22 protein-coding genes are annotated in these 24,204 nt (G+C 39.8%); 7 read left to right on the top strand and 15 right to left on the bottom strand.

From position 1 onward, the window contains the following. Positions 1–19: 19 nt before the first annotated feature. Complete coding sequence (rpiA, locus tag L0P31_RS01615; protein WP_000429276.1) at positions 20–703, bottom strand: ribose-5-phosphate isomerase RpiA; 684 nt, start codon at positions 701–703, stop codon at positions 20–22. 233 nt (positions 704–936) lie between these two features. Between rpiA and L0P31_RS01610 the strand changes: the two genes are divergently transcribed. Beyond that, entirely contained in the window at positions 937–1,122 is a 186-nt protein-coding gene (locus tag L0P31_RS01610) for a hypothetical protein (RefSeq protein ID WP_001068558.1), read from the top strand. Positions 1,123–1,146: 24 nt separating this feature from the next. Here the strand turns inward: L0P31_RS01610 and L0P31_RS01605 are convergent, their stop codons facing one another. From L0P31_RS01605 to L0P31_RS01590, 4 genes are all read right to left on the bottom strand, one after another. Continuing rightward, positions 1,147–1,998 carry an NAD(P)H-hydrate dehydratase gene (locus tag L0P31_RS01605; protein ID WP_229294673.1) on the bottom strand — a complete coding sequence of 284 codons (852 nt, stop codon included), beginning with the start codon at positions 1,996–1,998 and terminating at the stop codon, positions 1,147–1,149. A gap of 140 nt (positions 1,999–2,138) precedes the next feature. Next, on the bottom strand, positions 2,139–2,996 hold the full coding sequence (locus L0P31_RS01600; protein WP_317629438.1) for a bifunctional methylenetetrahydrofolate dehydrogenase/methenyltetrahydrofolate cyclohydrolase: 858 nt from the start codon (positions 2,994–2,996) through the stop codon (positions 2,139–2,141). Positions 2,997–3,173: 177 nt separating this feature from the next. Then, positions 3,174–3,908 carry an amino acid ABC transporter ATP-binding protein gene (locus L0P31_RS01595; RefSeq protein ID WP_004256549.1) on the bottom strand — a complete coding sequence of 245 codons (735 nt, stop codon included), beginning with the start codon at positions 3,906–3,908 and terminating at the stop codon, positions 3,174–3,176. Further along, positions 3,908–4,591 (bottom strand): amino acid ABC transporter permease, encoded by a 684-nt coding sequence (locus tag L0P31_RS01590; protein WP_004256547.1) that lies wholly within the window; start codon positions 4,589–4,591, stop codon positions 3,908–3,910. Before L0P31_RS01590 ends, L0P31_RS01595 begins: the two co-directional genes overlap by 1 nt. Before the next feature lie 190 nt (positions 4,592–4,781). On the opposite strand from L0P31_RS01590, the gene L0P31_RS01585 reads away from it, so the two are divergent. From L0P31_RS01585 to L0P31_RS01565, 5 genes are all read left to right on the top strand, one after another. After that, entirely contained in the window at positions 4,782–5,012 is a 231-nt protein-coding gene (locus L0P31_RS01585) for a DUF1797 family protein (protein ID WP_000443570.1), read from the top strand. A 230-nt stretch (positions 5,013–5,242) separates the two neighbouring features. After that, complete coding sequence (locus tag L0P31_RS01580; RefSeq protein WP_238095455.1) at positions 5,243–7,501, top strand: ATP-dependent Clp protease ATP-binding subunit; 2,259 nt, start codon at positions 5,243–5,245, stop codon at positions 7,499–7,501. 129 nt (positions 7,502–7,630) lie between these two features. Then, positions 7,631–8,083, top strand: coding sequence for an NUDIX hydrolase (locus L0P31_RS01575; RefSeq protein WP_020902950.1), 453 nt, complete (start codon positions 7,631–7,633; stop codon positions 8,081–8,083). Positions 8,084–8,141: 58 nt separating this feature from the next. Beyond that, a complete protein-coding gene (locus tag L0P31_RS01570) occupies positions 8,142–8,441 on the top strand; it encodes a DUF1827 family protein (protein ID WP_000767189.1) in 300 nt (99 codons plus the stop codon). Positions 8,442–8,576: 135 nt separating this feature from the next. Next, positions 8,577–9,209 carry a GNAT family N-acetyltransferase gene (locus L0P31_RS01565; protein ID WP_024057987.1) on the top strand — a complete coding sequence of 211 codons (633 nt, stop codon included), beginning with the start codon at positions 8,577–8,579 and terminating at the stop codon, positions 9,207–9,209. A 47-nt stretch (positions 9,210–9,256) separates the two neighbouring features. Here L0P31_RS01565 and ezrA read toward each other — a convergent pair whose 3' ends face one another. The 7 genes from ezrA to L0P31_RS01530 form a co-directional block, all read right to left on the bottom strand. After that, a complete protein-coding gene (gene ezrA, locus L0P31_RS01560; protein WP_001285178.1) occupies positions 9,257–10,984 on the bottom strand; it encodes a septation ring formation regulator EzrA in 1,728 nt (575 codons plus the stop codon). An 81-nt stretch (positions 10,985–11,065) separates the two neighbouring features. After that, a complete protein-coding gene (gene gyrB / locus L0P31_RS01555) occupies positions 11,066–13,012 on the bottom strand; it encodes a DNA topoisomerase (ATP-hydrolyzing) subunit B (RefSeq protein WP_000134056.1) in 1,947 nt (648 codons plus the stop codon). A gap of 14 nt (positions 13,013–13,026) precedes the next feature. Further along, positions 13,027–13,590: an HAD family hydrolase gene (locus L0P31_RS01550; RefSeq protein ID WP_004239328.1), complete on the bottom strand. Its 564-nt coding sequence runs from the start codon at positions 13,588–13,590 to the stop codon at positions 13,027–13,029. A gap of 85 nt (positions 13,591–13,675) precedes the next feature. Next, complete coding sequence (locus L0P31_RS01545) at positions 13,676–14,230, bottom strand: DJ-1 family glyoxalase III (RefSeq protein ID WP_238095453.1); 555 nt, start codon at positions 14,228–14,230, stop codon at positions 13,676–13,678. Positions 14,231–14,240: 10 nt separating this feature from the next. Further along, complete coding sequence (locus tag L0P31_RS01540) at positions 14,241–15,464, bottom strand: FtsW/RodA/SpoVE family cell cycle protein (protein ID WP_238095451.1); 1,224 nt, start codon at positions 15,462–15,464, stop codon at positions 14,241–14,243. A gap of 36 nt (positions 15,465–15,500) precedes the next feature. Next, positions 15,501–17,951, bottom strand: a complete 2,451-nt coding sequence (locus tag L0P31_RS01535; RefSeq protein WP_238095450.1) for a bifunctional DnaQ family exonuclease/ATP-dependent helicase — start codon at positions 17,949–17,951, stop codon at positions 15,501–15,503. 198 nt (positions 17,952–18,149) lie between these two features. Then, positions 18,150–19,079 (bottom strand): peptidase U32 family protein, encoded by a 930-nt coding sequence (locus tag L0P31_RS01530; RefSeq protein ID WP_000411191.1) that lies wholly within the window; start codon positions 19,077–19,079, stop codon positions 18,150–18,152. A 139-nt stretch (positions 19,080–19,218) separates the two neighbouring features. On the opposite strand from L0P31_RS01530, the gene L0P31_RS01525 reads away from it, so the two are divergent. Further along, a complete protein-coding gene (locus L0P31_RS01525; RefSeq protein ID WP_238095449.1) occupies positions 19,219–19,506 on the top strand; it encodes a DUF3270 domain-containing protein in 288 nt (95 codons plus the stop codon). Between the two features lie 33 nt (positions 19,507–19,539). Here L0P31_RS01525 and ciaH read toward each other — a convergent pair whose 3' ends face one another. The 3 genes from ciaH to L0P31_RS01510 form a co-directional block, all read right to left on the bottom strand. Further along, positions 19,540–20,874 carry a two-component system sensor histidine kinase CiaH gene (ciaH, locus tag L0P31_RS01520; RefSeq protein ID WP_000491799.1) on the bottom strand — a complete coding sequence of 445 codons (1,335 nt, stop codon included), beginning with the start codon at positions 20,872–20,874 and terminating at the stop codon, positions 19,540–19,542. Then, the gene (gene ciaR, locus L0P31_RS01515) at positions 20,864–21,538 is read right to left on the bottom strand and encodes a two-component system response regulator CiaR (protein WP_000590639.1); all 675 of its coding nucleotides are present in this window, start codon (positions 21,536–21,538) and stop codon (positions 20,864–20,866) included. Before ciaR ends, ciaH begins: the two co-directional genes overlap by 11 nt. 108 nt (positions 21,539–21,646) lie before the next feature. Further along, complete coding sequence (locus tag L0P31_RS01510) at positions 21,647–24,193, bottom strand: M1 family metallopeptidase (RefSeq protein ID WP_238095448.1); 2,547 nt, start codon at positions 24,191–24,193, stop codon at positions 21,647–21,649. Positions 24,194–24,204 lie beyond the last annotated feature (11 nt).

Here is a 24,204-nt window from a genome sequence, read left to right as displayed (position 1 = left end):
TGTCTCCTTATTATGTTGATTAGTTTGCTTTTGTTGAAGTTAAAATCTGAACCCCATCTCGTCCAGCAACGATGACCTTATCCACCATTTGGTTGAATAAGCCGTGCTCTACAACACCAACGATATGGTCCAATTCTTGCCCGAAGGCAATTGGATCTTCAATGACATCCAAGGCAAGGTCAATGATAAAGTTCTGCATATCGGTCACAAAACGTTGGCCATCTTTTTCACGGAAACTTGGTTTGTAGCCAGCTCGTTCAAAACGACGAAAGACCTGTTCTGCGCCATACTGAACCACTTCTACTGGCAATTTAAAAGCACCCAGTTTCTCGACTAGCTTGCTTTCATCCACTACCCAAATATATTCTTTTGAGGGCGTTGCTACAACCTTCTCCATCAGAAGGGCACCACCACCGCCTTTGATTCCGTTAAACCGGCTATCCACTTCATCCGCTCCATCAACCGTCACATCGACAACATCTACTTGGTCAATAGACTTGAGCGGGATATTAAGCCCTTCAGCCTGTTTACTAGTCACACTAGAAGTCGTTACAGCTGTAATCTGTAACCCTTCTTCCTTAATCCGACGACCAATTTCTTCTACAAAATAATAGGCAGTAGACCCCGTTCCTAGTCCGACTACCATTCCATCCTTGACAAACTCAGCAGCCTTGATACCTGCCATTTTTTTCAGATTTTCCACTCAAACACCTCCATTAAAGAGCTAACTTTATTATAACATGTATCACTTTTTATTTCATGGATACACTGAAAAAAAACCGAACATTTTTATCTATGATTTCTAATTTTCTTTCTCCATGCTTGTATACAGATCAAAAATTCCCAAATCTAGATTTCGAAAGCTCTTTAAAAATTAAAGTTGATTTTTTATCATAAAGATGATTAAATAGGTAAGTACAGAAAAGGAGAAATAAGATGAACCCATTAGATTTGTTTAATCAAGTAAAAGAATTAATCGAAACAAAAGATTTCGAAGCTGCAAAAACATTTGTTGCAGAAAATCAAGAACAGCTTGGAGAATACTTCTCCCAAGCTCAGCAGTTGATTTCTGGTTCAGAAGGTCTAGATGGCCTCGTTGGAAAGATTAAAGGATTTTTCTAAAAGATATAAAGGCGCCTGAAACGATCAGGTGCCTTTTTGAGATATTTTTTTTATTATTTTGGGCAGATAAGAGCTGATTTCCGTCGGCAAGACCACATAATGTTCTTGAGCTAGTTCTTGGGCTATGGCTGAATGAAGATGGGTTGCTACTGCCACACGTTCGTAGAGACTGGCCTGTCGGAATTGGCCTGCAAATCCTGCAATCATTCCAGCAAGAGTATCTCCCATTCCCCCAGTCGCCTGATAGGGACCGCCAACCTGTAACTGGTAATAATCAGATTGGCCAGCTTGCCAAATACGAGTAGCTGGACCTTTTTCTACCAAAATTGTTCCTTGAGGGAAAGAAGTCAGGGCACTAGCTGTTGTATCTTCGTTTTGCTTTTCAATAGTAATTCCAGACAGTTTTTCCCATTCTTTTTGGTGGGGAGTTAAGATAAGCTGACACGAAGGAAATGATAATCTAGTTCTAGCAAGGATGGTTAAGGCCCCTCCGTCTACAATCAAAATCTGATTCTGTTTTAAGCCAGCAAAGACCTGTTTTACTAGTTCTTCTCCAAAAGCATCGTCTCGTAAACCAGGCCCCAGCAGGACAACTTCTGCCTTCTCCAATTGCTCTTTTAACAATTGCTGGTCTTGGAGAGAAAAGGCCATAGCCTCAGGTAAATGACTGTGCAAAGCTAGGATATTTTCCCTATCTGTTCCAACGGTCACCAAACCAGCTCCACTTTTAACAGCTGCCAAAGCAGCCATGATGATAGCACCACCATAAGGATAAGTCCCACCAAGCAACAGCAGACGGCCATAGTCTCCTTTATGACTGGTACGAGAACGTTCAATAATGACTTTTTCTAATAATGCTTGCTCAATCACTCTCATCGTTTTTCCTCTCGCATTTATTATACAACAAAAAGGAGGCGCATACCTCCTTTTATAAACTTATTTCTAAAATTTAATATTCATTTCTGCCATTTTAGATATAGCTATAGAAAATACACTTTCCTCAGAAAATTTTTCTCTTATTTTCTATTCAATGTCCGGAGTGCTGCTTGATAAGTTTGCTCCATCAGCATAGTAATGGTCATAGGACCTACACCTCCAGGAACTGGTGTAATATGGCTAGCAAGTGGAGCAACTGCCTCATAATCCACATCCCCACAGAGCTTACCATTTTCATCACGATTCATCCCGACATCGATGACAACTGCACCTGGTTTTACAAAGTCAGCAGTCACAAACTTAGCACGACCGATTGCAACAACCAGAATATCTGCTTTAGCAGCCACCTTGGCAAGATTATGAGTCCGTGAGTGGGTCAAAGTCACTGTCGCATTCTTTGCCAAAAGAAGCTGGGCCATAGGTTTTCCAACAATATTGGAACGACCGATGACGACCGCATTTTTACCTTCCAAGTCAATCCCATATTCATGAAACATCTCCATAATCCCTGCAGGTGTTGATGGAATCATGACTGGATGACCAGACCAAAGGCGCCCCATATTTAGAGGATGGAAACCATCCACGTCCTTTTCAGGATCAATAGCTAATAAAACTGCCTCTTCGTCAATATGTTTTGGTAATGGTAACTGGACCAAAATTCCATGCCAAGCTGGATCTTGATTGTATTTGGCAATCAAGTCTAACAATTCCGCTTGAGTAATGGTCTCTGGAACTCGCACAACTTCACTACGGAAACCAGCCGCAAGGGCTGACCTCTCCTTGTTACGAACGTAGACTTGGCTGGCAGGATTGTCCCCAACCAAAATCACTACCAAACCAGGTAATAGCCCCGTTTCTTCCTTTAATCTTTCAGTCTTTTCAGCCAGTTGTCCTTGTAACTTAGCTGCTAGAGCCTTCCCATCAATAATCTGTGTCATATCACTTCTCTTTTCTTTCAAATATCTTCCATTATACCAAAAACTGTTGGTCCCCTCTAACACTTCTTTCTTAGGCAACCTTATAGTTTCAAACTATAAGAAAAAGCTCGGTTCGAGCTTTTCATTAATCTATATTTTATATGTAAAGTTGGCTACAAATAGCTAAACAAAGCTAACTTATAAAACCTTACTCAAGAAGTCTTTAGTCCGTTGTTCTTGAGTTTGTTCAAAAATCTGTTCAGGTGTTCCGTCTTCAACAACCACACCGTCTGCCATAAAGATGACACGGTCTGCCACCTCACGAGCAAATCCCATCTCATGTGTTACGATAACCATGGTCATTCCTGACTTGGCTAGGTCTTGCATAACAGCCAACACTTCACCTACCATTTCAGGGTCCAGGGCTGAAGTTGGCTCGTCAAAGAGCAAAACATCTGGTTCCATAGCTAAGCCACGCGCAATAGCAATCCGCTGTTGCTGGCCACCTGACAAACTCTGTGGATAAGCAGTTGCCTTATCTGGTAAGCCAACTTTTTCCAAAAGCTCCTTAGCTCTCTTCTCTGCAACTTCCTTACTTTCACCTTTGGTCTTGATAGGAGACAAGGTAATATTTTCCATCACAGTCATATTAGGAAAGAGATTAAATTGTTGGAAAACCATGCCCATCTTCTCACGCATGGCAAACAGGTCATTCTTCTTGTCCGTAATATCAACTCCCTCAAAGATAACCTTCCCTTTTGTTGCTTCTTCCAACAAATTCATAGAACGAAGCAAGGTAGATTTTCCGCTTCCTGAAGGACCAATGATAACGACAACTTCTCCTCTTTTAATCTCGAGGTTGATGCCCTTCAATACTTCATTCTTTCCAAAAGATTTATGTAAATTTTCAATTTTTATCAAGGTCTCTGTCATTATTTTTTATCTCCTTGTTCCATTCGTTTTTCAAAAGCTTTCAAGGCTACTGTCAAAATAGAGGTCATAATCAAGTAGTAAAAGGCTGCAAATAAAAGTGGTGTTAAAGGTAGATAGGTTGTTGTAGAAACTGTTGTAGCTCCATTCCACAACTCCATAACACCGATAGCTGATAAGAGGGAACTATCCTTGATAATAGTGATAAATTCGTTCCCCAATGCTGGCAAAATATTTTTGATAGCTTGTGGCAAAATCACATAGCGCATCGCATTTTTAGGACGAATCCCTAAAGAATAGGCCGCCTCTAACTGCCCCTTAGGAACCGCATTAATCCCAGCCCGAACAGTCTCAGAAACATAAGCACCACTGTTCATAGAAATAATCAAAATCCCTGGAATCAGACGAGAAAGGTCAACACCTAAAATCCCAACCTGAATAGTCGGAGCATTGATATGCATAAGAGCAAAGGCAATCATAATCTGAACCATCATCGGTGTCCCACGGAAAATCCAAACGTACAAGTTGGCGAGCCAGACAAGCGGTTTAAACTTTGAACGTTGCCCAAAAGCCAAGACAACACCCAGAATGGTTCCTAAAAAGACCACACAGATAGAAATGAGAACCGTCACGACAGCCCCGTAGTTAAAATAAGGTAAATACTTTGGTAAAAAAGAAAAATTCATAGTCACACTGCTTTCTAAAATAGAATACTGTATGATTATAACATGCACTGAATTAAAATTCAAATCTTTTGTCTAATTTATTCAAAAAATCTTTAAGATGGTAGAATTAGCGAGAAATCTTAGTTTTTTCTAGGCAAGTTGGCCTCCTTTATGGTAAAATAGTAACGATAAGAAATGAAGGAGAATCAAAATGGAATCACATTTGGTTAGAATCATCAACCGCCTTGAAGCAATGGCAAAAGACGGCGGAAATTTAAAACGTAATTTTGAACGCGAAGGAGTTGTTGTTGCAGAAGTTGCATACAGCCACGACGAAGAAAACGGCTCAATCTTTACCCTTCGTGATGTCGAAGCTCGCGAAACTTATACGTTTGACAGCATTGACTTGATTGCAATGGAGATTTACGAACTCCTTTACTAATACAAAACAAGCTGGGATTACACCCTGCATGTCTAACCAAAATCCTTTTTGTCTCACAAATAGGATTTTTTTATAGTCTAAACTCACAAAAATTTTCATTGTAACAACTTCTCAAAGCTGCAATCTTTTTACTTGCTTTACACCCCAATCCTGTTATAATGAGAGTATAGAAATTTGACTATTTTTGACCATTAAACAGGTCAGGCTAAATAAAGAAATGAGGTAGATGTATGCTTTGTCAAAACTGTAAAATCAATGACTCAACGATTCATCTTTATACCAATCTCAATGGAAAGCAAAAACAAATTGACCTCTGTCAAAACTGCTATAAGATTATCAAGACAGATCCTAACAATAGCCTCTTTAAAGGTATTACGGATCTGAACAATCGTGACTTTGATCCCTTTGGTGATTTCTTCAATGACCTAAACAATTTCAGGCCTTCTAACAATACTCCTCCGACTCCCCCAACCCAATCAGGTGGAGGTTACGGTGGAAATGGCGGTTATGGTTCCCAAAATCGTGGACCTGCTCAAACTCCTCCACCAAGCCAAGAAAAAGGCCTGCTGGAAGAATTTGGTATCAACGTAACTGAAATTGCCCGTCGTGGAGATATTGACCCCGTTATTGGCCGCGACGATGAGATTATCCGTGTCATAGAAATTCTCAATCGCAGAACCAAGAATAATCCTGTTCTTATCGGTGAACCAGGTGTCGGAAAAACTGCCGTTGTCGAAGGTCTAGCTCAGAAAATAGTTGATGGAGATGTTCCCCATAAACTACAAGGCAAACAAGTCATCCGTCTGGATGTGGTTAGCCTAGTTCAAGGAACGGGTATCCGTGGACAATTTGAAGAACGCATGCAAAAACTCATGGAAGAAATTCGCAAACGTGAGGACATCATCCTCTTTATCGATGAAATCCATGAAATTGTCGGTGCTGGTTCTGCGGGCGATGGCAATATGGATGCAGGAAATATCCTCAAGCCCGCCCTTGCTCGTGGGGAACTGCAACTGGTCGGTGCTACTACCCTCAATGAATACCGTATCATTGAAAAGGATGCTGCCCTAGAACGTCGTATGCAGCCTGTTAAGGTCGATGAACCAACAGTGGAAGAAACAATCACTATCCTCAAAGGGATTCAAAAGAAATACGAAGACTACCACCACGTTCAATATACCGATGCTGCTATCGAAGCAGCTGCAACTCTTTCCAATCGTTACATCCAAGATCGCTTCTTACCTGACAAGGCCATTGACCTCCTAGATGAAGCTGGTTCTAAGATGAACTTGACCTTGAATTTTGTCGATCCTAAAGTGATAGATCAGCGCTTGATTGAGGCTGAAAATCTCAAATCTCAAGCTACACGAGAAGAAGATTTTGAGAAGGCCGCCTACTTCCGTGACCAGATTGCCAAGTATAAGGAAATGCAAAAGAAAAAGGTCACAGACCAAGATACTCCTATCATCAGTGAAAAAACCATTGAGCATATTATCGAGCAGAAAACCAATATCCCTGTTGGCGATTTGAAAGAGAAAGAACAATCTCAACTCATCCATCTAGCCGAAGATCTCAAGTCGCATGTTATTGGACAAGACGATGCTGTCGATAAGATTGCCAAGGCTATTCGCCGGAATCGTGTCGGTCTCGGTACTCCTAACCGTCCAATTGGAAGCTTCCTCTTTGTCGGGCCAACTGGTGTCGGTAAGACAGAACTTTCCAAACAACTAGCCATTGAACTTTTTGGTTCTGCTGACAGCATGATACGCTTTGACATGAGCGAATACATGGAAAAACACAGCGTGGCTAAGTTGGTCGGCGCCCCTCCAGGTTATGTTGGCTACGATGAGGCTGGGCAATTAACTGAAAAAATCCGCCGCAATCCCTACTCTCTTATTCTCTTAGATGAAGTAGAGAAAGCTCATCCAGATGTCATGCATATGTTCCTCCAGGTCTTAGACGATGGTCGTTTGACAGATGGGCAAGGACGTACCGTTAGCTTCAAGGACGCCATCATCATCATGACTTCAAATGCTGGGACTGGAAAAGCCGAAGCCAGCGTTGGATTTGGGGCAGCTCGCGAAGGACGTACCAATTCTGTTCTCGGTGAACTCGGTAACTTCTTTAGCCCAGAGTTTATGAACCGTTTTGATGGTATTATCGAATTTAAGGCTCTCAGCAAGGACAACCTCCTTCAGATTGTCGAGCTTATGCTAGCAGACGTTAACAAGCGCCTTTCTAGCAACAACATTCATTTAGATGTAACTGAAAAGGTCAAGGAAAAATTAGTTGACCTCGGTTATGATCCAAAAATGGGAGCACGCCCACTTCGTCGTACTATTCAAGACTATATTGAGGACGCAATCACTGACTACTACCTTGAAAATCCAAGCGAAAAAGACCTAAAGGCAGTTATGACCAGCAAGGGCAACATTCAAATCAAATCTGCCAAAAAAGCTGAAGTAAAGACTTCTGAAAAAGAAGTATAAATCCTATAGAAAAGGAGTAGAAAATGAAAATTTTCTGCTCCTTTTTACTAAAATAACTATAAATTCTTGACAGCTAGGCCTTTGTCCATTAAGATAATAATAAAGATAATAGATAATGAGGAAAATGCAATGGCAAACCCAACTTTCGGAGAAAAAAAAGCGAATACAGACTATGTTTCACGCTATGGCGTATATGCAGTTATACCTGATGCTGAACAAAAACAAATTGTTCTTGTTCAAGCACCCAATGGCGCTTGGTTCTTACCTGGTGGTGAAATTGAAGCAGGTGAAAATCATCAAGAAGCCCTAAAACGTGAATTGATTGAAGAGCTTGGCTTCACAGCTGAAATTGGTGCCTATTACGGACAAGCTGACGAATATTTCTACTCTCGTCATCGTGACACCTACTACTACAATCCTGCCTACCTCTATGAAGCAACTTCTTTCAAAGAAGTGCAAAAGCCACTAGAAGACTTTAATCATATTGCCTGGTTCCCTATTGATGAAGCTATTGAAAATCTCAAACGTGGTAGCCATAAATGGGCAATCCAATCATGGAAAAAACAGCATAAGATTGACTAAATCCAGCCACTTTATTCAAAAAGTGCTATAATAGAATTAGAAAATCGGAGGAAATGTTATGAAGCTAATCAATACGACAAACTCACACTCGCAACTTGTTAAAAGCCAGCTAGAAAGTACAGACGCAACCCTTGTTGAGGTCTATTCTGCAGGGAATACCGATGTTATTTTTACCCAAGCTCCGCTTCACTATGAAATCCTCATCTCAAACAAACACCGCGCTATTCGAGAACCTGAAATCGAAGCTATTCAAGAATTTTTCTTGAAACGTAAAATTGATAAGGACTCTATTGATGAGGCCAATATCAAAACCCTCTATTCAGAAAAATTAATTGGAATTTCAATTCCGACCAAATAAAATCTTGGAGAGATTAGAAAGTGCTTTGAACCTTATGGAACAAAATTAGGTTTATTTAGCTTTTTAAATCATCTCCAATTTTTTATCTATAAAATCTTGTCATACAAGATTTTGTAGATAATTAAGGAGACAAACATGGGAGACATCATATATAGAGAGGCAAGAATTGAAGAAAGCGAAAAAATTGGAAAATTATTAGCCAATTCCTTTCTTGACTATCCCTTTTTAACGATTATAACTGATGATTTGAAGAAACCTGACTCCTATCCTGCTTTTGTAGAAACGTTGCAAATTCTGCTTACTAGAGTCTATATTAAGAAGGGAAACTGTTTAATTGCGGAACAGGATGGAGACTTACTTGCAGTCGCCCTTTTGCAACAAAAAGATTTCTGTATACTATCCTATCTACGAAATGGAGGAACAAACATTTTTCGCTACATTCGACCACAAAATCTCCTTAAATACTTTGACTTTGTAAAACGTTCCAAAAAGCATTTAGAAAAATCTGGAGAGTTTGATTGGTATTTGATGGCCTTAGCTGTCAATATAGAAAGTAAGGGGCAGGGAATAGGCAGTACTTTTCTGACACAAGGGATTGAACCTTATGTCAAATCAAAAGGCTGTAAACACTTGGGACTCATAACTAGTACAGCTAGAAATGTCTCATTCTACGAAAAAAACGATTATGTATTACTGGACTTTATGGATCTAGAATACGGATCAAAATCAATTGGTAACTGGGCATTTTTAAAAACAATAAATAAATAAAAAAGATTTGGTGCTGCTTACCACAGAACCAAATCTTTTTTATTATGTTAGAAACGAATCGTCTCACGTGTTTTTTCGTATGAAGTGACAAAACGGTTGGTTACACCTGGTTCTGCAACTTCCAAAGCTTGCGAAATCTTATCAAATGAAGCATGATAATCAAATTCTTTTTCAAAAATTTCTAATGATTCATTAAAGGCTTCTTGAATTCGTTCATCAAATGAGCGGTAACGGTTCGAATACTGTAGCAATTGTTCTGTCAACGTTGCATATTGAACAATATTATAGGTTTCTTCTTCAAGTGCTTCTATATCATTTGTTGCAATTTCAAGCATCCGGTTCACAGCTTCTATATTGACCCGAGCTTCTTCTAGTTCAGCCATCAACTCTTCAGTATGGTTACTTGCTGTAAAGAACAACTGTAAGAAATTCTGAGGAATACCTGGAAGATTGCGTTTTTCCATATATCTCTTAATTGTGTGAAGACGATTAACATAAACATTTGCCTTCTGGCGAGCATTGATATCATCTTTTTCAATCTGAGCAAGACGTTGACTAACCTCAACTTGTTCATCTTCAATTTCCTTCAAAGTAGCTTGTAAGTTTTCCAAACGTTCTTCAAGGAATGAATAAGGTTCAGAATGTTCCTCTTGTTCAGAAGTTAGTTCCAATACAGATTCTTCTAAAGATTCTAACTCAGCTTGTAATCTATGAACATGACTAACATCCGTTTCAGATAGTAGGTAATTGTTACTCAATCGTTGAATATCTTCCACTAAAACAGCATTACTATCTTTCATGTGTTTCAAATATGTAGGAAGAGTTGCAACTAAGCCTTCTACTACTTTTTGAGCAGCGATTTCTCGTGTAAAGATATCATAGAGTGAATTGATTTCTTCTTGAACTTGAGTATTTTCATACTCAGCATTATCCAACTCTAATTGTGCAATATTTTCGTGGTTTTTCTTCAAAGATTCATAAAGCAATTGGAAGCGAGATTCAATATCCGTTTCAGCAAAATGATAGTTAGCATCTAAAAGCTTACGGTAACCATCCTCCAAATCTTCCAATTGATCAGGTAGCTCTTTAGATAATGTTTTTACAATCGCTGGCAGGCGGTCAACAATGTGACTCAAAGCCAAGATATGATTTTCAGCATTATCCAAAATCACAGCAGCTTCTACTGGGTCACCTGAAGTGTTCAAAGTAACAAACTGAGAAAACTCTGATTGGATATTTTCCAATTGTTTTTCGATTTCAGATAAACCTTGGCCATATTCTTCAGAATGATCAGCCACTCGGTGTTGCAACTCTTCAAACAAGTCCAAGGTATGAAGAACACGTCCACTATTTTTAGACTCTTGTTTCTCCAAATCAGCCAAGGCATTGCGAATTGCCGCAATATCTTCTTCAATCAAGGTAATTTGGCTCTCGATTTGGTCAATTTGATGACTAGCCTTGAAAAAACGGAATGAATTGTTATAACCTTCTGCCTCGAAAAGATTATTTTCGATATCGGCAAAAGAGTTAAGAGATAGGTCAACCCATTTTTGGTTCCATTCACGGAAAGTCACTTGACTTTGTCCAATCAAGTGCATATTTTTTACAGCTTCAACTTCATCATTAACTGGAAGATTGTACAGCTCTTCTTTTTTCTCTTCTAAAATTGCTAATTTACTTTCATTGCGTTTCCGTACATAAATTGCTATAGCATATGAAATCAGCAATATAATTGCAATTGCAATTATAAGATATACTACTAGACTATCAGACATATTAAACTCCTTTTTTACTTGAAACAATCGTAATGATTATATCATATTTTTTAGACCAAGGGAACTACTTCTCCCGATTTTTTAGACATCAAGTGTACTATAGACGGCATTTTCTTCGATAAATTCACGACGAGGCTCTACTCGATCCCCCATCAACATATCAAAGATTTTATCTGCTTCTGCAGCATCATCCACAGAAACTCTAGCCATCAAGCGATGCTCGGGATCCATGGTTGTTTCCCATAACTGATGATCGTCCATTTCACCAAGACCTTTATACCTCTGAATAGTTGGTTTGGCACGACCTTCACTGTGGCGGGCTAAGGCTTCTTGGAGTTTAATTTCTTGGTCTGCTCCTGGCTGGATATATTCTTTAATCTCGCTTCCAACCTTGACACCATAGATTGGAGGTTGGGCGATATAAACATAACCAGCTTCTAGGATTGGTTTCATATAACGATAAATCAAGGTTAAAAGAAGAGTACGAATGTGGGCTCCATCGACATCGGCATCGGTCATCAAAACAAGTTTTTGGTAACGAGCTTTTGAAACATCAAATTCTGCACCAAATCCTGTTCCCATCGCTGTGAAAAGACTACGAATTTCTTCGTTAGCTAGAATCTTATCCATACTTGCCTTTTCAACGTTCAAAATCTTACCGCGGATTGGAAGAATTGCCTGAAATTCACGGTTACGACCAGATTTTGCTGATCCACCAGCTGAGTCTCCTTCGACGATGAAGAGTTCTGTTTCCGCAGGATTGTTAGAAGAACAGTCTGCTAGTTTCCCTGGAAGGTTGGAAATTTCCAAACCAGATTTTTTACGAGTGACTTCTCGCGCACGCTTGGCAGCCACACGAGCCTTAGCAGCTAGAATTCCTTTTTCTACAATGCGTTTTGCAATTTGAGGATTCTCCATAAGGAAATCAGAGAAGGCATCGCTGAAGAGACGATTGGTAATCTTGACCACTTCGCTATTTCCCAATTTGGTCTTGGTTTGTCCTTCAAACTGTGGATTTGGGTGTTTAACTGAGATAACAGCAGTTAATCCTTCACGAACATCTTCCCCTGTTAGGTTGTCTTCATTGTCTTTCAGTAACTTATTTTTACGAGCATAATCGTTGATAACACGTGTCAAGGCTGTACGGAAACCTTGTTCATGCGTTCCACCTTCATGGGTATGAATATTATTGGCGAAACTCATGACATTTTCATGGTAACCCGTTGTGTACTGCATGGCTACTTCAACCGTGATATCATCCATTTCACCATCTGTGTAAATTGGTGTATCAAAGATAACATCCTTGTTCTCGTTGATATATTCAACGTAGCTAGCAATCCCACCTTCATAGTGGTAATGCTTAGTTTGTTCTAGCCCCTCACGCTTATCTGTGATGGAGATTTGAAGACCACGATTTAGAAAGGCCAACTCTTGAATCCGTTTATTTAATTTATCAAAATCAAAAGTTGTTGTTTCAGTGAAAATTTCTGGATCCGGTATAAAGTGAACTGTTGTTCCAGTTTTATCCGTATCTCCAACCACCTCAAGGTCTGCGACAACATGACCACGACGGTATTCTTGGTAATGAATCTTACCATTTTTGTGGACATGAACATCTAATTGAGTTGAAAGGGCGTTAACAACTGAGGACCCCACTCCGTGAAGACCACCTGAGACCTTATATCCGCCACCGCCAAACTTTCCTCCAGCGTGAAGAACAGTAAAGACAGTCTCAACGGCAGGTCGACCTGTTTTTTCCTGAATATCGACTGGGATACCACGTCCATCATCAACAACTGTAATCGAATTATCTGGCTCAATAAAGACTTGAATATGGCTAGCAAATCCTGCCAAGGCCTCGTCAATTGAGTTATCAACAATTTCCCAGACTAGATGGTGTAGACCTTCTTTTGAAGTTGACCCGATATACATCCCTGGACGCATACGAACAGCCTCTAAGCCCTCTAAAACTTGAATTTGACTGGCATCATAATCTTGTGCCTGCAGATTTTTGATTTCTTCTGTCATCTTATTCCTTTTTCTTACATGTCTAATACTTGTCTTAAATTCACGATACTGGTAAACAAGTGGGTAGCTAGTCCTGCAGCTTGCCCGGCTTCGATATCAATCGGTCGATCACCAATGACAAGGCCTGAACTAATTTGATATTTTTCTCTTAAATAAATCATGGATTCAGGATCTGGTTTTCTCTTAAAGCCTGAGTTAGAAGTCACCACTTCTGTAAAATAAGCTGCTATAGAGGTTTTTTCTAAAATTTCCAAGACCTGATCATTTCGATGAGAAACCAAAAAATGACGGCCACCTTGATTGGAGATATCTTTCAATAAATCAGAAACTCCATCAAACAAAATCGGATGTTCAAGCTCTCTGGCTTCATTTTCCTTATATTTTTCTAAAAAATTCTCTAAGTTGGGAGCGAATGTCTCAATCGCAAAATCAGTAGAAACCTTTAAAGCCTGATAGACACTGTCATGGTCTTGTGTGATGCCATACAATGCCAATGTTTCAACAAATGCAGCTGTTGAAGTTTCGTAATTATCCAGTAAAGTTCCACCTAAATCCCAGATATAATCGTGATATTTCATACCCTTCATTATAGCATTTTTTTATGAAAAAAGCGATGATTTCCCTGAGTTTTCCACATAAAAAAACGAGAGTTTAACTCCCGTTTTACTGATTTTTACCAAAGACATCTCGATAGAGCATTCCTGTTCGTAAAGTCTCTGCATATCCTCCTAATTGCTCCACCAACTCGTAGGCAAAGGCAAGGGCTGTTGAGGGGCCTCGACTGGTTGTCAATTGACCATCTACCACTACTGTTTCCTTGACGTAGTGACCATCAAAAATTTGCTCTTGAACACCATCATAACAAGTGTACTGCTTGTTTTTCAATAGCCCTGCTTGATTGAGGGCAATTGGCGCAGCACAAATGGCTGCTAGTTTTTTTCCTTCTTGCTCGAAGCTTTGCAACTCTTGAATCAAGGCCTGATTATCGCGCAAATGTGCAGAACCAGGCATGCCGCCAGGAAGAACAACCATATCATAGTCTGATAAATCACCATCAAAGACACGATCTGCTCTGACTTGGATTGCATGCGAACCAGTCACTTGCTCTTCAAACCCAACCATATCACAAGTGATATTTGCCCGACGCAAAACATCCACAACTGTCAAAGCTTCAATTTCTTCAAAGCCCTGAGCCAACATAACTGCTACTTTTACCATGATTTTCTCCTTATTTGATTTGTTTTAATACAACCTTTTTCCGCTTGAATGGGACTTTTCCGCTCTTTTCTTCAGCTAGATTGGTCTGGTAACTCATAGATAAAAGTAAGCCCACACCAATCAGATTACTGATAATAGCCGATCCCCCTTGAGAAATAAAAGGCAAGGGAATACCCGTCAAAGGAAGCAAACCTGTCACGGCACCGATATTCTCAAAGATATGGAAGAGCAACATCATAATCAAACCTGTGGAAATATAGGTGTAGAACTGGTTATTTGATCTAAGAGTAATCTTCAACATACGGTAAATCAGCATGAGATAAAGGGCGATAACAAGGACAGAGCCAATAAAGCCAAAATCTTCTGCAATGACCGTGAAAATCATATCCGACTCTCTAACTGGAATAAGCAGATTCGAAGCATTAAATCCTTGACCAAATAAGCCACCGCTTCCAATGGCAATCTGTCCTTGAGCCTGTTGGTAAGTGGTTGTTTGGGCAAAGTCAAATGGATTAAGCCAAGCCAAGATACGATTAATTTGGTAGGTCGGCATGCCCAGTTGATGGAGAAAAGCCCGACCGTCCTTGCTGATAAAGATGGCTAGAAAACCAGCAATTCCTGTTACAGCAGTCACAAATACTGGGATAATAATTTTCCAAGAAACGCCCGATAATAAAACGATTCCTGAGAAAATAGCCACAAAAACTAAGGCCGTCCCCAAGTCACTTTGAAGTGCCAAAAGAACTAGGACTGGAATGGTAAAGAGAATCATCCAGAAAATCAACAAGAAGTCCAGCGGAACTGTGCGTCTCCATTCCTTATGTTTTTTGGTAAACTGGACAATCACACGAGCCAACATGAGGATATAGGATATCTTCATAAATTCTGACGGTTGGAACAAGGTAACACCATTTACCGATACCCAGTTTTTGGCACCCGTTGATGCAACTAAGCTTGGATTATAAAAGACAATCGGTAAAACCATAAGTCCCAAGCCTAACATATATAGAAAGGGGGTCACTTTCCAAAGAAATTCTGTATTAAAGAGCATGACGATAAAACCAATCACAAGTCCCATGGCGATCCAGGCGACCTGCTGCCCTAAAATGGGCAAAATATTGTTTGGATAATCATGACTAACAGCTATATAAATAGCCACCACGCCAATAACCAGTAGAAAAAATACTGGCAAGAGCAAACTATAATCGACTCTAGAGTCGAGAGAACGTTTCATATATACTAACCTTATACTTTCATACAATATTATTTATCAAAGTTCATTTAAAAATTTATCAATAGCCTCATCAACTTCGGATCGAGAGACGGTTTTAACGGTCGCTTCTTTTGCTAGAGAAGTCACAATTTGTTTGCCATATCGCTTTCCGACAATTCTCCTATCCAAAATAAGAGTTAAGGAACGTTGGTGTTCGCGTCTCATACTTCTTCCCAAAGCTTGCTTTAAACGAATAATGGCCATTGGCAACTGATAATCATAAAAGGCATTTTTCCCTTCCTGATTCAGTTCCTGATTGATCTTTTTCGTCAAGGGTTCTTGAGGATTTTGGAAAGGTAGTCTTGGTACAACTTGAATCACAAAAGGATGACTTGAAAAATCAACTCCCTCCCAGAAACTTGCTGCACCTAGCAGGATTTGTTGTTCACCTTTTTCAAAGCGTTTCTTAAGCTGATGAACATCCCCATTTTTATACTGGGCCAAGTGGCTAACTGGAAGTAAATCCGATACTGCTAGAAGCATGTCTTTAGCAGTAAAGAGAACTAAAATCGGTTGCTGGAAATCTTGAACATCCATCAGCAGATCAGCTACCTCTTGAGCATAAACTTCTAAGGATGTTTCTGTTACCAGGGGAAAATCTTTGACCAAGACCACTTCTTGATCCTGTTTTTTATGAGCTTCAACCTTGACAAATTTAGCTTCAGGATAACCCAAAAGGTCTGCCAAAGAAACTCTCTGACTAATCTCAAGAGTAGCCGATACTCCCAAGACTTGACATGAATTAGGTACTAAAGAAGATAGGAGAATACGTCCTGATTTCGTAGAAGAAATTTGAATTTTCTTTTGACTCGTTTCAATTGCTTCAAGCCAGTAGTCTCGGTCAGCTGTAAAATAGCGAACCAGCTCCTCAAAGCCTTCTACCTCTAATTCTGAAAAATACTGGTGGAGATTGGCAAGAGAATCTAAGATATTTTTCCTAGATTTTCCAGACTGAAATTGTTCTATCAAGTAGAAGCACTCAAAGCGAATACTTTCTAATATTCGTTGTTGAATCCTGTTTTCTTCTCCTACTAAAGCCTTATCAAGCAAATCGATAATAGACTGGATATCGTAGGTCTCTTGAAGCAGATTTTCTAGAGCCAACAATATCTTTTGAACTTCATCAATAATCAATAAACGGTCGCTGACAAATTCAGGATTATCTTCCAGTCTGGTTACAAGATAGGCATGATTGGTCACTAAAAGCTTGCATGTTTGTGCCCTTTCTTGACTACGTTTCCAAAAATCTTCCGTCACAAATAAGCTTTGAGATGATAAATTCCCGTCATGACGAAGATCTGTTAGAAAATGTTGGTAACGGTAGAGTTGACCAATTTCATCAAAATCTCCTGTCTCTGTCTCAGTCAGCCAGACCAAGAGTTGCATTTTAAAGCGTCTAAATAAGCGATTTTCATCATTTTCCTGCAAGGAACGATAAAAGGCATCCAACTTCAGATAATTGTGTGGTCCCTTTAAACTATGAATATCTATATGGAACACATCCTTAAGACGTTTACCTTCTTCTTCCATGATCTGATTTTGAAGAATCTTTGTCGGAACACTAAGAACAATTTGACGCTCTTTGGCTTGAGATAAAGCGGATAAGAGATAGCCATAGGTTTTCCCAATCCCTGTCGGTGCTTGAATTAATGAGACAGGCTCATCTTTCAATAGCAAGCCAACCTCTCTAGCAAAACTTTCTTGCTCCTCCCTCACTTCAAGATTTAACAGAGAAATATTTTTAGAAAAATCTTGGGATAGTTTTCGTGGCTCCAGGGGAGCTCCAGTTTTCTTGAAATACAGTCCTTGAACTTCGACCAAGTCTGGTGAACTCAGGATAGATTTGTTTCGATAAATTTCTTCAATAACCAGGTAGGACTCGTATAGGAGGGCGTCAGCCATTTCCAGCAAGCGTTCCAAGAGACCTTTAGGAAGCTGGGCCATCTTTTCCCGTAGAAATAAGAGTAATTCCGCAGTAGCTTGGGCATCTGAAAGGGCTGTGTGAGCGTGTTTAAGAGGAATTCCTAATTCTCGACACAATATCGGCAAACTATATTTTTCCAGTTCAGGGAAAAAGACCTGAGCCAATTCGACCGTGTCAACACGAGGATTTTTTAGTTCATAGCCTTCAAAAAATAAATTTTCCGCCAAGAGATTGGCATCAAACTGAACATTATGGGCTACAAAAATCCCATCCTCTACCAAGTCAAAGATTTTTCTAGCAACTTGCGAAAAATCAGGTGCTTGCGTCAGACGTTGATCTGTCAATCCTGTCAGTTCTTTGATATGAGCATCCAAGGGTTCATGTGGATTGACATCCGTCGTATAGTGATCAACGATTTTTCCATCCTCAATCACAACAATTCCCACTTGGATAATTTTAGCCTTACTACCTGTGCTAGTTGCCTCTAAATCAACCACAACATAGCGATTACCAATCGTTTTCATTATAAAAAATTATACCAAAAAAAGGGCCATTTGGCACCTGCAAACATAGGATAATTTTCAAACTCGAGAAGATTACTTGTATTAAAAATCCCAGCAAACAGAGCATCCTAGCCTTCTGATTTTTTGAAAATATTGGAGAATAAGAAAAATTGAGAGAAGAAATGTTTGCATCTTCCTTCTCTCAACTATCCATTTACTTTATTTAACCATATCAGGATCGTAATCATAGAATCCTGTATCAAGGAAACGGTTTTTAGGGTGAAGTTTACGCACTTCTTCATCCAGCAAGAAGGCTTGGTCATGGCTAAAGTTGCCCTCTTGAATCAAGCTACGCGCTTGGATAAAGAGTTTTGCAATCTCAACAAAGTTCTGACCAGGTGTATAGAGACCTTCTAATTTCCAGTGAGTAAAACCATGCTCTACCAATTCTGTCAATTTTGTCATCAAATCAAGGTCATTGTTGGCAAAAATGTGGGTTCCATGATTGTCTTCAAAAATGGAATAGTGACTCTCTGGGTCACTTGGCTCAGCCAAGAAGAGGTCACGCTTGCGCGTCTTTTCATCATCTATGTGCGTAAAGTTATAGTAATTTTGCAAGAGCGGACGTTTAGAATGATGGATAACGCTAGCTCCGTAAACCAAAACTTCAGCAGGAATTTCCAAAATCTCTGGCATTTTGAAGAGTTCAGCAGATGGAATTTCACGCGCCAAAACAGCCTCAGATGCGCCAGCCTTTTGTCCCCAGAAGTTAATCTGGCGACTGCTTGTCACCATAGTTGAAGCATCATAGATGGTCTTAAAGGAATAACCATCGCGGTTGACAACGTAAAAGACACCTGCATCCCCAATCGTAATGTAGTCTGTCTTGATTTCTTCCAAGAAATCAAGGAATGGCTTGATACGATCCATCATGTCTTGGTGCATGAGAGCATTAACCGCAACGATCAATTCCTTACCAGCATCATGAACCAACTTAGCGATTTCACGCAATTGGTCATAACTAAAGGTCGTTGGCAGACGAAGGCCAAAATCTTTCTCACCGACATAGATACGGTCTACGCCAGCTTCGAGCAGTTGTTTAACTTGTTCAATACTTTCAGCAGTTGCTGTAATGATAATCTTTTCCATAAGAAAAATTATACCACATTTCTGGAAAATCAGCCATTCTTTAAAAATGAAAAGGGACTTTATTCTTATTGTAACCTTTCTGTAATAATTCTCTGCTGAAAAAATGATAAAATAGGTATGTACTGTTAAGGAGAGAATAATGCCCGTAAGAAAATTACAATCCTATGAGGTAGACTATCAAGAAGAATTAAGCCAGCAGGTTCCTCGCTATCAAGATTATACACCTGAAGCACAATCTGATGCCAATCTCAAGGAAATCCTATTTTTTGTTAATATCGCTGTTTTTTGTATCTGTATTGCTATCTTTAGTTTTATCTTTTTAGCATTAAAATTATCAACTGCTCTTGCATTTGCCGCAGCAATCGGAGCCAGCTTACTTGTTTTAAAAGTTCAACGGTCTATTATCAAACGAAAACGTAGAAGATAAATCCAAAATATCGCCCCAACTGGAGCGATATTTTTATTTTTTCTTTTTAGATGGTGTGTGGATGGCTACCTTCACTTCAAAGATTGTTCCCTTTGGTTTATTATCTTTAACAGTAATGGTTCCTTTTAGGGCATCTACAATTTGCTTGGCTAGGGATAAACCTAAACCAAAACCACCTTTTTGGCGGGTTCTAGCCTTGTCCACTCGATAAAAGCGGTCAAATATTTTCTTCTTATCTTCTGCGGAAATACCGACTCCATTGTCAGAAACAAGTAAATACAGATTACGATCAGTCGCTGAAATCATAAAATCAATTTCACCATCCTCCTCAGTATATTTGATGGCATTATCAAATAAGATGGTCATCAGTTGTTTCAAAAGAAGTTGATCCGTGACAATCGTTCGATGGATCCGATTTTCAAAACGAAAGACACGGTCATTTTCAGAAGCAATCATCTCATAGTTTGTGAAAGTCGTATTGAAAAAACTGGTTGGAACTTCTGCAAGTTCCGGCTTAATCCCATCATCTCTACGAGCTAAGTTCAGCAAGTTTGTCGTCAAAAAACGCATATTTCGGACTTCTTCCAAACTAGACGCAATGCTTTCGCTCACATCCATAATGGTTGCTTCTGGCTTACGAAAAAGGGTCTCTAAACGATTTTGCAAAACTGCAAGTGGAGTTCGTAACTCATGACTGGCATTTTCCACAAAGGACTGTTGCTTCTGCATGCTCTCAAGCAGGGGCCGAACACTGACCCTAGCTAGATAGAGACTGGCAAGTAAAGACAAAATCCAGAAACTAGCCATCACAATCACAATCAATTGCTCATGCTTTTGACTAGCCTGCTCCAACTGACTGGTATTAATCAAGACAGCTGCATACTTGATATTGGTTGAAACCGAACTGATATTCGTTTCCATCAAGATCATGCGATAGATTTCTTCTTGTCCATAGCTATTAAAAACCTGAATCTGATAGATATGTCCTAGTTCTTTTTTCTCTAACTTAATCTTATCCAATCCCAAAAATCGATTTCCAGAAAGGAGCTGGGTAAAATTCTTATCAAAAAGAATGACTTCTGTGTTGGAACTGACATTGGGTTTTATCTCAGTCTTGCTAGTATCTGTAGCGGCATTCTCTAAATCTTTAATCTCTTCTGTTGCCCTATTTACAGCAAGCTGAATAACTGCTTGAGGATTTTCACTTAGTCCATGAAGCTTATCATCCACCGAAGTATAAAGACTCGAGTGCATGACCTGCAAAATAATCAGAGTCATGGTAGAGAAAATCAGAGTGAATACACCAAAGTTACGGATAAAATAACTAAAGTCATCCGCATACCATGTTTTTTTTAGTTTACTGAACATCTTTTAAAATATACCCAACACTGCGCAAGGTTTGCAAATTCTCTGCAAAAGTGGTTCCTTTTAATTTCTTACGGACTTTTGAAACATAGACTTCGACAACCGAAATCGTTGTGTCACTATCAAATCCCCATAGACGATCAAAAATCTGAGTCTTAGGCAAAATAACATTTTGATTTTGAAGGAAATAAACTAATAAATCAAACTCTTTACCTAGCAATTCGACAGGAGTATCTTCGACTTTAACAGTATTGGTTGACAAATTAACCACAATATTTCCATAAGTCAAGGTGTTTTCATTAAATTTACCTGAACGTTTGAGAAGCGCTTGAATCCGCATTTTGAGTTCTTCTAGGTAGAAAGGTTTGGTCAGATAATCATCTGCTCCCAATTCAAATCCATGTCCCTTGTCATCCAAACTTTCCTTGGCAGTCATGATCAGAACTGGTGTCGTAATTCCTTTTTCACGCAATTCTTTCAAGACTTGAAAGCCATTTTTTTCAGGTAACATTAAATCGAGCAAAATCAAGTCATAGACGCCACTTTCAGCTTCGTAGAGACCTTCTTCACCATCAAATACCTGCATGACATCCGCAAAATCGTCTAAAAAGTCAAATACTGAATTTGACAGGCCTAGGTCATCCTCAACTAATAAGATTTTTATCATGAGAAACTCCTCCTTATTAAAACCATTATACCAAATTTGCCTTAAAAAAAACTCAACTCTCTACATTTTACATGAGATAGCTGAGTTTTCTTTTTATTTTAGGCTTATTTATGCGTTTCCGTATTGAAGAACGACTGCTTCCACTGCAGTTTTTTCACGGTTAATCAAGTCAACACGCGCTGCAATTTCCTTGATTCCCATACCGATATTACGGCTAAGAGCAAGGTCAGAAAGTTGCGGTTCAAAGAATTCCTTGTACTCTGCCAAGCGTTGCTGAGTCTTAAATACGTGAGCAGGAAGGATAACAAAGCTATCAAAGCTCATATCTCCACCAAGAGCTGCCTTAATCCAAGCCCAATTTTCACGAGCCCAAGACCATGCTGTTTCCTGAGTTGCTTGATGGTTTAAGAACTGGAAGTACCAAGCAGACAGGTCTTGTGGTTTGACCACAAATTTGTCCTTCCAAGAAGCAATCAAGGTTTGGATATTGTCCGCATCTTTACTGTAGGCAAGAGCGGCTGCCAACTGACGTTTAAAGACTGCATCTGTTGCGTGCGTATAAGTATCAAGATAAAGTGCTAACAAGTCTTTAGTCTCATGATGTTTCATCTCATTGATCAGAACTTGTGAGCGAATAGCTGCTGGAAGTCCTGCAAGATTCTCCTTGTGAGCTGCGAAGATTTGGCTAGCAACTTGACTAGCTTCTGCATCATTTGAGCGAATCATCATAGAAATGGCCAACTGACGAACCAATTCATCCTCGTCTGATTCTCCATCTTTAGCTTCAAAACCAAGACGGTCATAGTTGTGACGAGCCAATTTAGCAACTAGTGCTTTGAAGGCTGTTTCAGCTTCTGTTCCTTCGTCGATAAAGCGTTCAAGGGCAGAAATCACTTGAGAAACAGCTGAAACCACAAGGTAAGACTCTTCCTTAGCAAGTTTATCAAGGACTGGGAGCAAGTCAGCATAAGAAATGTGCCCTGCTTCAGCAAGCAAACGACGTTCTTGAACGATCTGCAGTTTGCTTGTGTTATCAAGCTCAACTAGGTCAGCAAGAACAGCATCTAACAAGTCTCCTTGATAGTCTGTAATGTAGTGGGCTGTATTTTCAGTGTTGAGGCGAAGAGCTGTTTTGTTTTCAGCAAGAAGAGCTGCGTAGCCAGGAATTTCTATACTTTCAGTTTCAAGTGTATCTGGCAATCCTTTCCAGTTGCTGTTGAGTGGCACTACCCAGAGGCGATTCTTGTCTTCGTGCTCACCGATGAAAAATTGTTTTTGTGTAATCTTCAAGACATCATTTTCAACTTTGACACTGAGAACTGGATAACCAGGTTGTTCCAACCAAGAATCCATGAAGGCTGCGACATCACGTCCAGACGCTTGACCAAGAGCATCCCAAAGGTCACGACCAATTGTATTGCTGTACTGATGTTTTTCAAAGTAAGCATGCAAACCTTTGGCAAAATCGGCATCACCTAGCCAACGGCGAAGCATGTGCATGAGGCGACTTCCTTTGGCATAGACGATAGCTCCGTCAAAGAGCGTATTGATTTCATCTGGATGTTTAACTTCGACGTGAACAGACTGAACACCATCAGTCGCATCACGTTTCAAGGCAGACGGAACACCACCTGTTTGGAAATCTTCAAAGATATTCCAGCTTGGTTCAATTGCATCCACACAGACGTACTCCATCATGTTAGCAAAGCTTTCATTGAGCCAAAGGTCATCCCACCATTTCATAGTTACGAGGTTACCAAACCATTGGTGAGCCAATTCATGTGCCACAACCAGAGCAACTTGTTGACGGCTAGCAAAGGTAGAGTTCTCATCCACAACCAAGTAAACTTCACGGTAGGTCACAAGACCCCAGTTTTCCATAGCTCCAGCTGAGAAGTCAGGAAGGGCGATATGGAGAGATTGAGGGATCGGATACTTAACTCCATAGTAATCTTCGTAAAACTCGATGGAGCGAACAGCGATATCCAATGAGAAATCAAGGTTAGATAGTGGGTGAGCCTTGGTTGAGAAAACACCTACAAGAGTACCGTTTTTAGTTTTAGCAGTCACACCTTGCAGATCACCCGCAACAAAGGCTAATAAGTAAGAAGACATGCGAGGTGTTGTCTCAAACTTCCAGATACCTGTTTCCTTACGTTTTTCAACATCGATTTCTGGCATGTTAGACAAGGCCAATTCACCTTCTGCTTGATCAAAACGTAAAGAGAGGTCAAAAGTTGCTTTGGCTTCTGGCTCATCCACACATGGGAAGGCTTCGCGTGCAAAATGACTCTCAAATTGAGTAGACAAGACTTCCTTCTTGACTCCATCAACTGTGTAGTAAGATGGGTAAATCCCTGTCATGTTGTCTGTAATTTTTCCTGAGAAAGTGATAACCACTTCAACTTGACCTGCTTCCGCAAGTTCAATATGAAGGGCTTCATTGTCATGGTCAACTGTAAATGGGCGAGCTTCCCCTGAAACTTCTACAGAAGCGATTTCCAAGTCTTTTTGATGAAGGGAAATACGGTCACTCTGTGCTTGACTAGTGATGGTCACCTTTCCTGAAAACGTCTTGGTCTCACGACTCAAGTCTAAAAATAAATCATAATGTTCAGGAACAAATTGCTTAATAAAATGTTCAACTGCTTGCATAATTTTCTCCT

It is taken from the genome of Streptococcus mitis, assembly GCF_022137125.1.
Lineage (GTDB): Bacteria > Bacillota > Bacilli > Lactobacillales > Streptococcaceae > Streptococcus > Streptococcus mitis_CE.
The sequence above is the reverse complement of the archived record's forward strand: the minus strand, read 5'-3'. Positions and strand labels throughout refer to the sequence as shown.

What these genes read in the sequence shown, in the direction of transcription:
- L0P31_RS01540 (WP_238095451.1), bottom strand. Translation starts at nt 15,464, where the DNA reads ATGAAACGTTCTCTCGACTCTAGAGTCGATTATAGTTTGCTCTTGCCA.
- L0P31_RS01580 (WP_238095455.1), top strand. Translation starts at nt 5,243, where the DNA reads ATGCTTTGTCAAAACTGTAAAATCAATGACTCAACGATTCATCTTTAT.
- L0P31_RS01550 (WP_004239328.1), bottom strand. Translation starts at nt 13,590, where the DNA reads ATGAAATATCACGATTATATCTGGGATTTAGGTGGAACTTTACTGGAT.
- L0P31_RS01565 (WP_024057987.1), top strand. Translation starts at nt 8,577, where the DNA reads ATGGGAGACATCATATATAGAGAGGCAAGAATTGAAGAAAGCGAAAAA.
- L0P31_RS01575 (WP_020902950.1), top strand. Translation starts at nt 7,631, where the DNA reads ATGGCAAACCCAACTTTCGGAGAAAAAAAAGCGAATACAGACTATGTT.
- L0P31_RS01570 (WP_000767189.1), top strand. Translation starts at nt 8,142, where the DNA reads ATGAAGCTAATCAATACGACAAACTCACACTCGCAACTTGTTAAAAGC.
- L0P31_RS01545 (WP_238095453.1), bottom strand. Translation starts at nt 14,230, where the DNA reads ATGGTAAAAGTAGCAGTTATGTTGGCTCAGGGCTTTGAAGAAATTGAA.
- ciaR (WP_000590639.1), bottom strand. Translation starts at nt 21,538, where the DNA reads ATGATAAAAATCTTATTAGTTGAGGATGACCTAGGCCTGTCAAATTCA.
- L0P31_RS01595 (WP_004256549.1), bottom strand. Translation starts at nt 3,908, where the DNA reads ATGACAGAGACCTTGATAAAAATTGAAAATTTACATAAATCTTTTGGA.
- L0P31_RS01530 (WP_000411191.1), bottom strand. Translation starts at nt 19,079, where the DNA reads ATGGAAAAGATTATCATTACAGCAACTGCTGAAAGTATTGAACAAGTT.
- gyrB (WP_000134056.1), bottom strand. Translation starts at nt 13,012, where the DNA reads ATGACAGAAGAAATCAAAAATCTGCAGGCACAAGATTATGATGCCAGT.
- L0P31_RS01605 (WP_229294673.1), bottom strand. Translation starts at nt 1,998, where the DNA reads ATGAGAGTGATTGAGCAAGCATTATTAGAAAAAGTCATTATTGAACGT.
- L0P31_RS01600 (WP_317629438.1), bottom strand. Translation starts at nt 2,996, where the DNA reads ATGACACAGATTATTGATGGGAAGGCTCTAGCAGCTAAGTTACAAGGA.
- L0P31_RS01535 (WP_238095450.1), bottom strand. Translation starts at nt 17,951, where the DNA reads ATGAAAACGATTGGTAATCGCTATGTTGTGGTTGATTTAGAGGCAACT.
- ciaH (WP_000491799.1), bottom strand. Translation starts at nt 20,874, where the DNA reads ATGTTCAGTAAACTAAAAAAAACATGGTATGCGGATGACTTTAGTTAT.
- L0P31_RS01590 (WP_004256547.1), bottom strand. Translation starts at nt 4,591, where the DNA reads ATGAATTTTTCTTTTTTACCAAAGTATTTACCTTATTTTAACTACGGG.
- L0P31_RS01525 (WP_238095449.1), top strand. Translation starts at nt 19,219, where the DNA reads ATGCCCGTAAGAAAATTACAATCCTATGAGGTAGACTATCAAGAAGAA.
- L0P31_RS01510 (WP_238095448.1), bottom strand. Translation starts at nt 24,193, where the DNA reads ATGCAAGCAGTTGAACATTTTATTAAGCAATTTGTTCCTGAACATTAT.
- L0P31_RS01585 (WP_000443570.1), top strand. Translation starts at nt 4,782, where the DNA reads ATGGAATCACATTTGGTTAGAATCATCAACCGCCTTGAAGCAATGGCA.
- ezrA (WP_001285178.1), bottom strand. Translation starts at nt 10,984, where the DNA reads ATGTCTGATAGTCTAGTAGTATATCTTATAATTGCAATTGCAATTATA.
- L0P31_RS01610 (WP_001068558.1), top strand. Translation starts at nt 937, where the DNA reads ATGAACCCATTAGATTTGTTTAATCAAGTAAAAGAATTAATCGAAACA.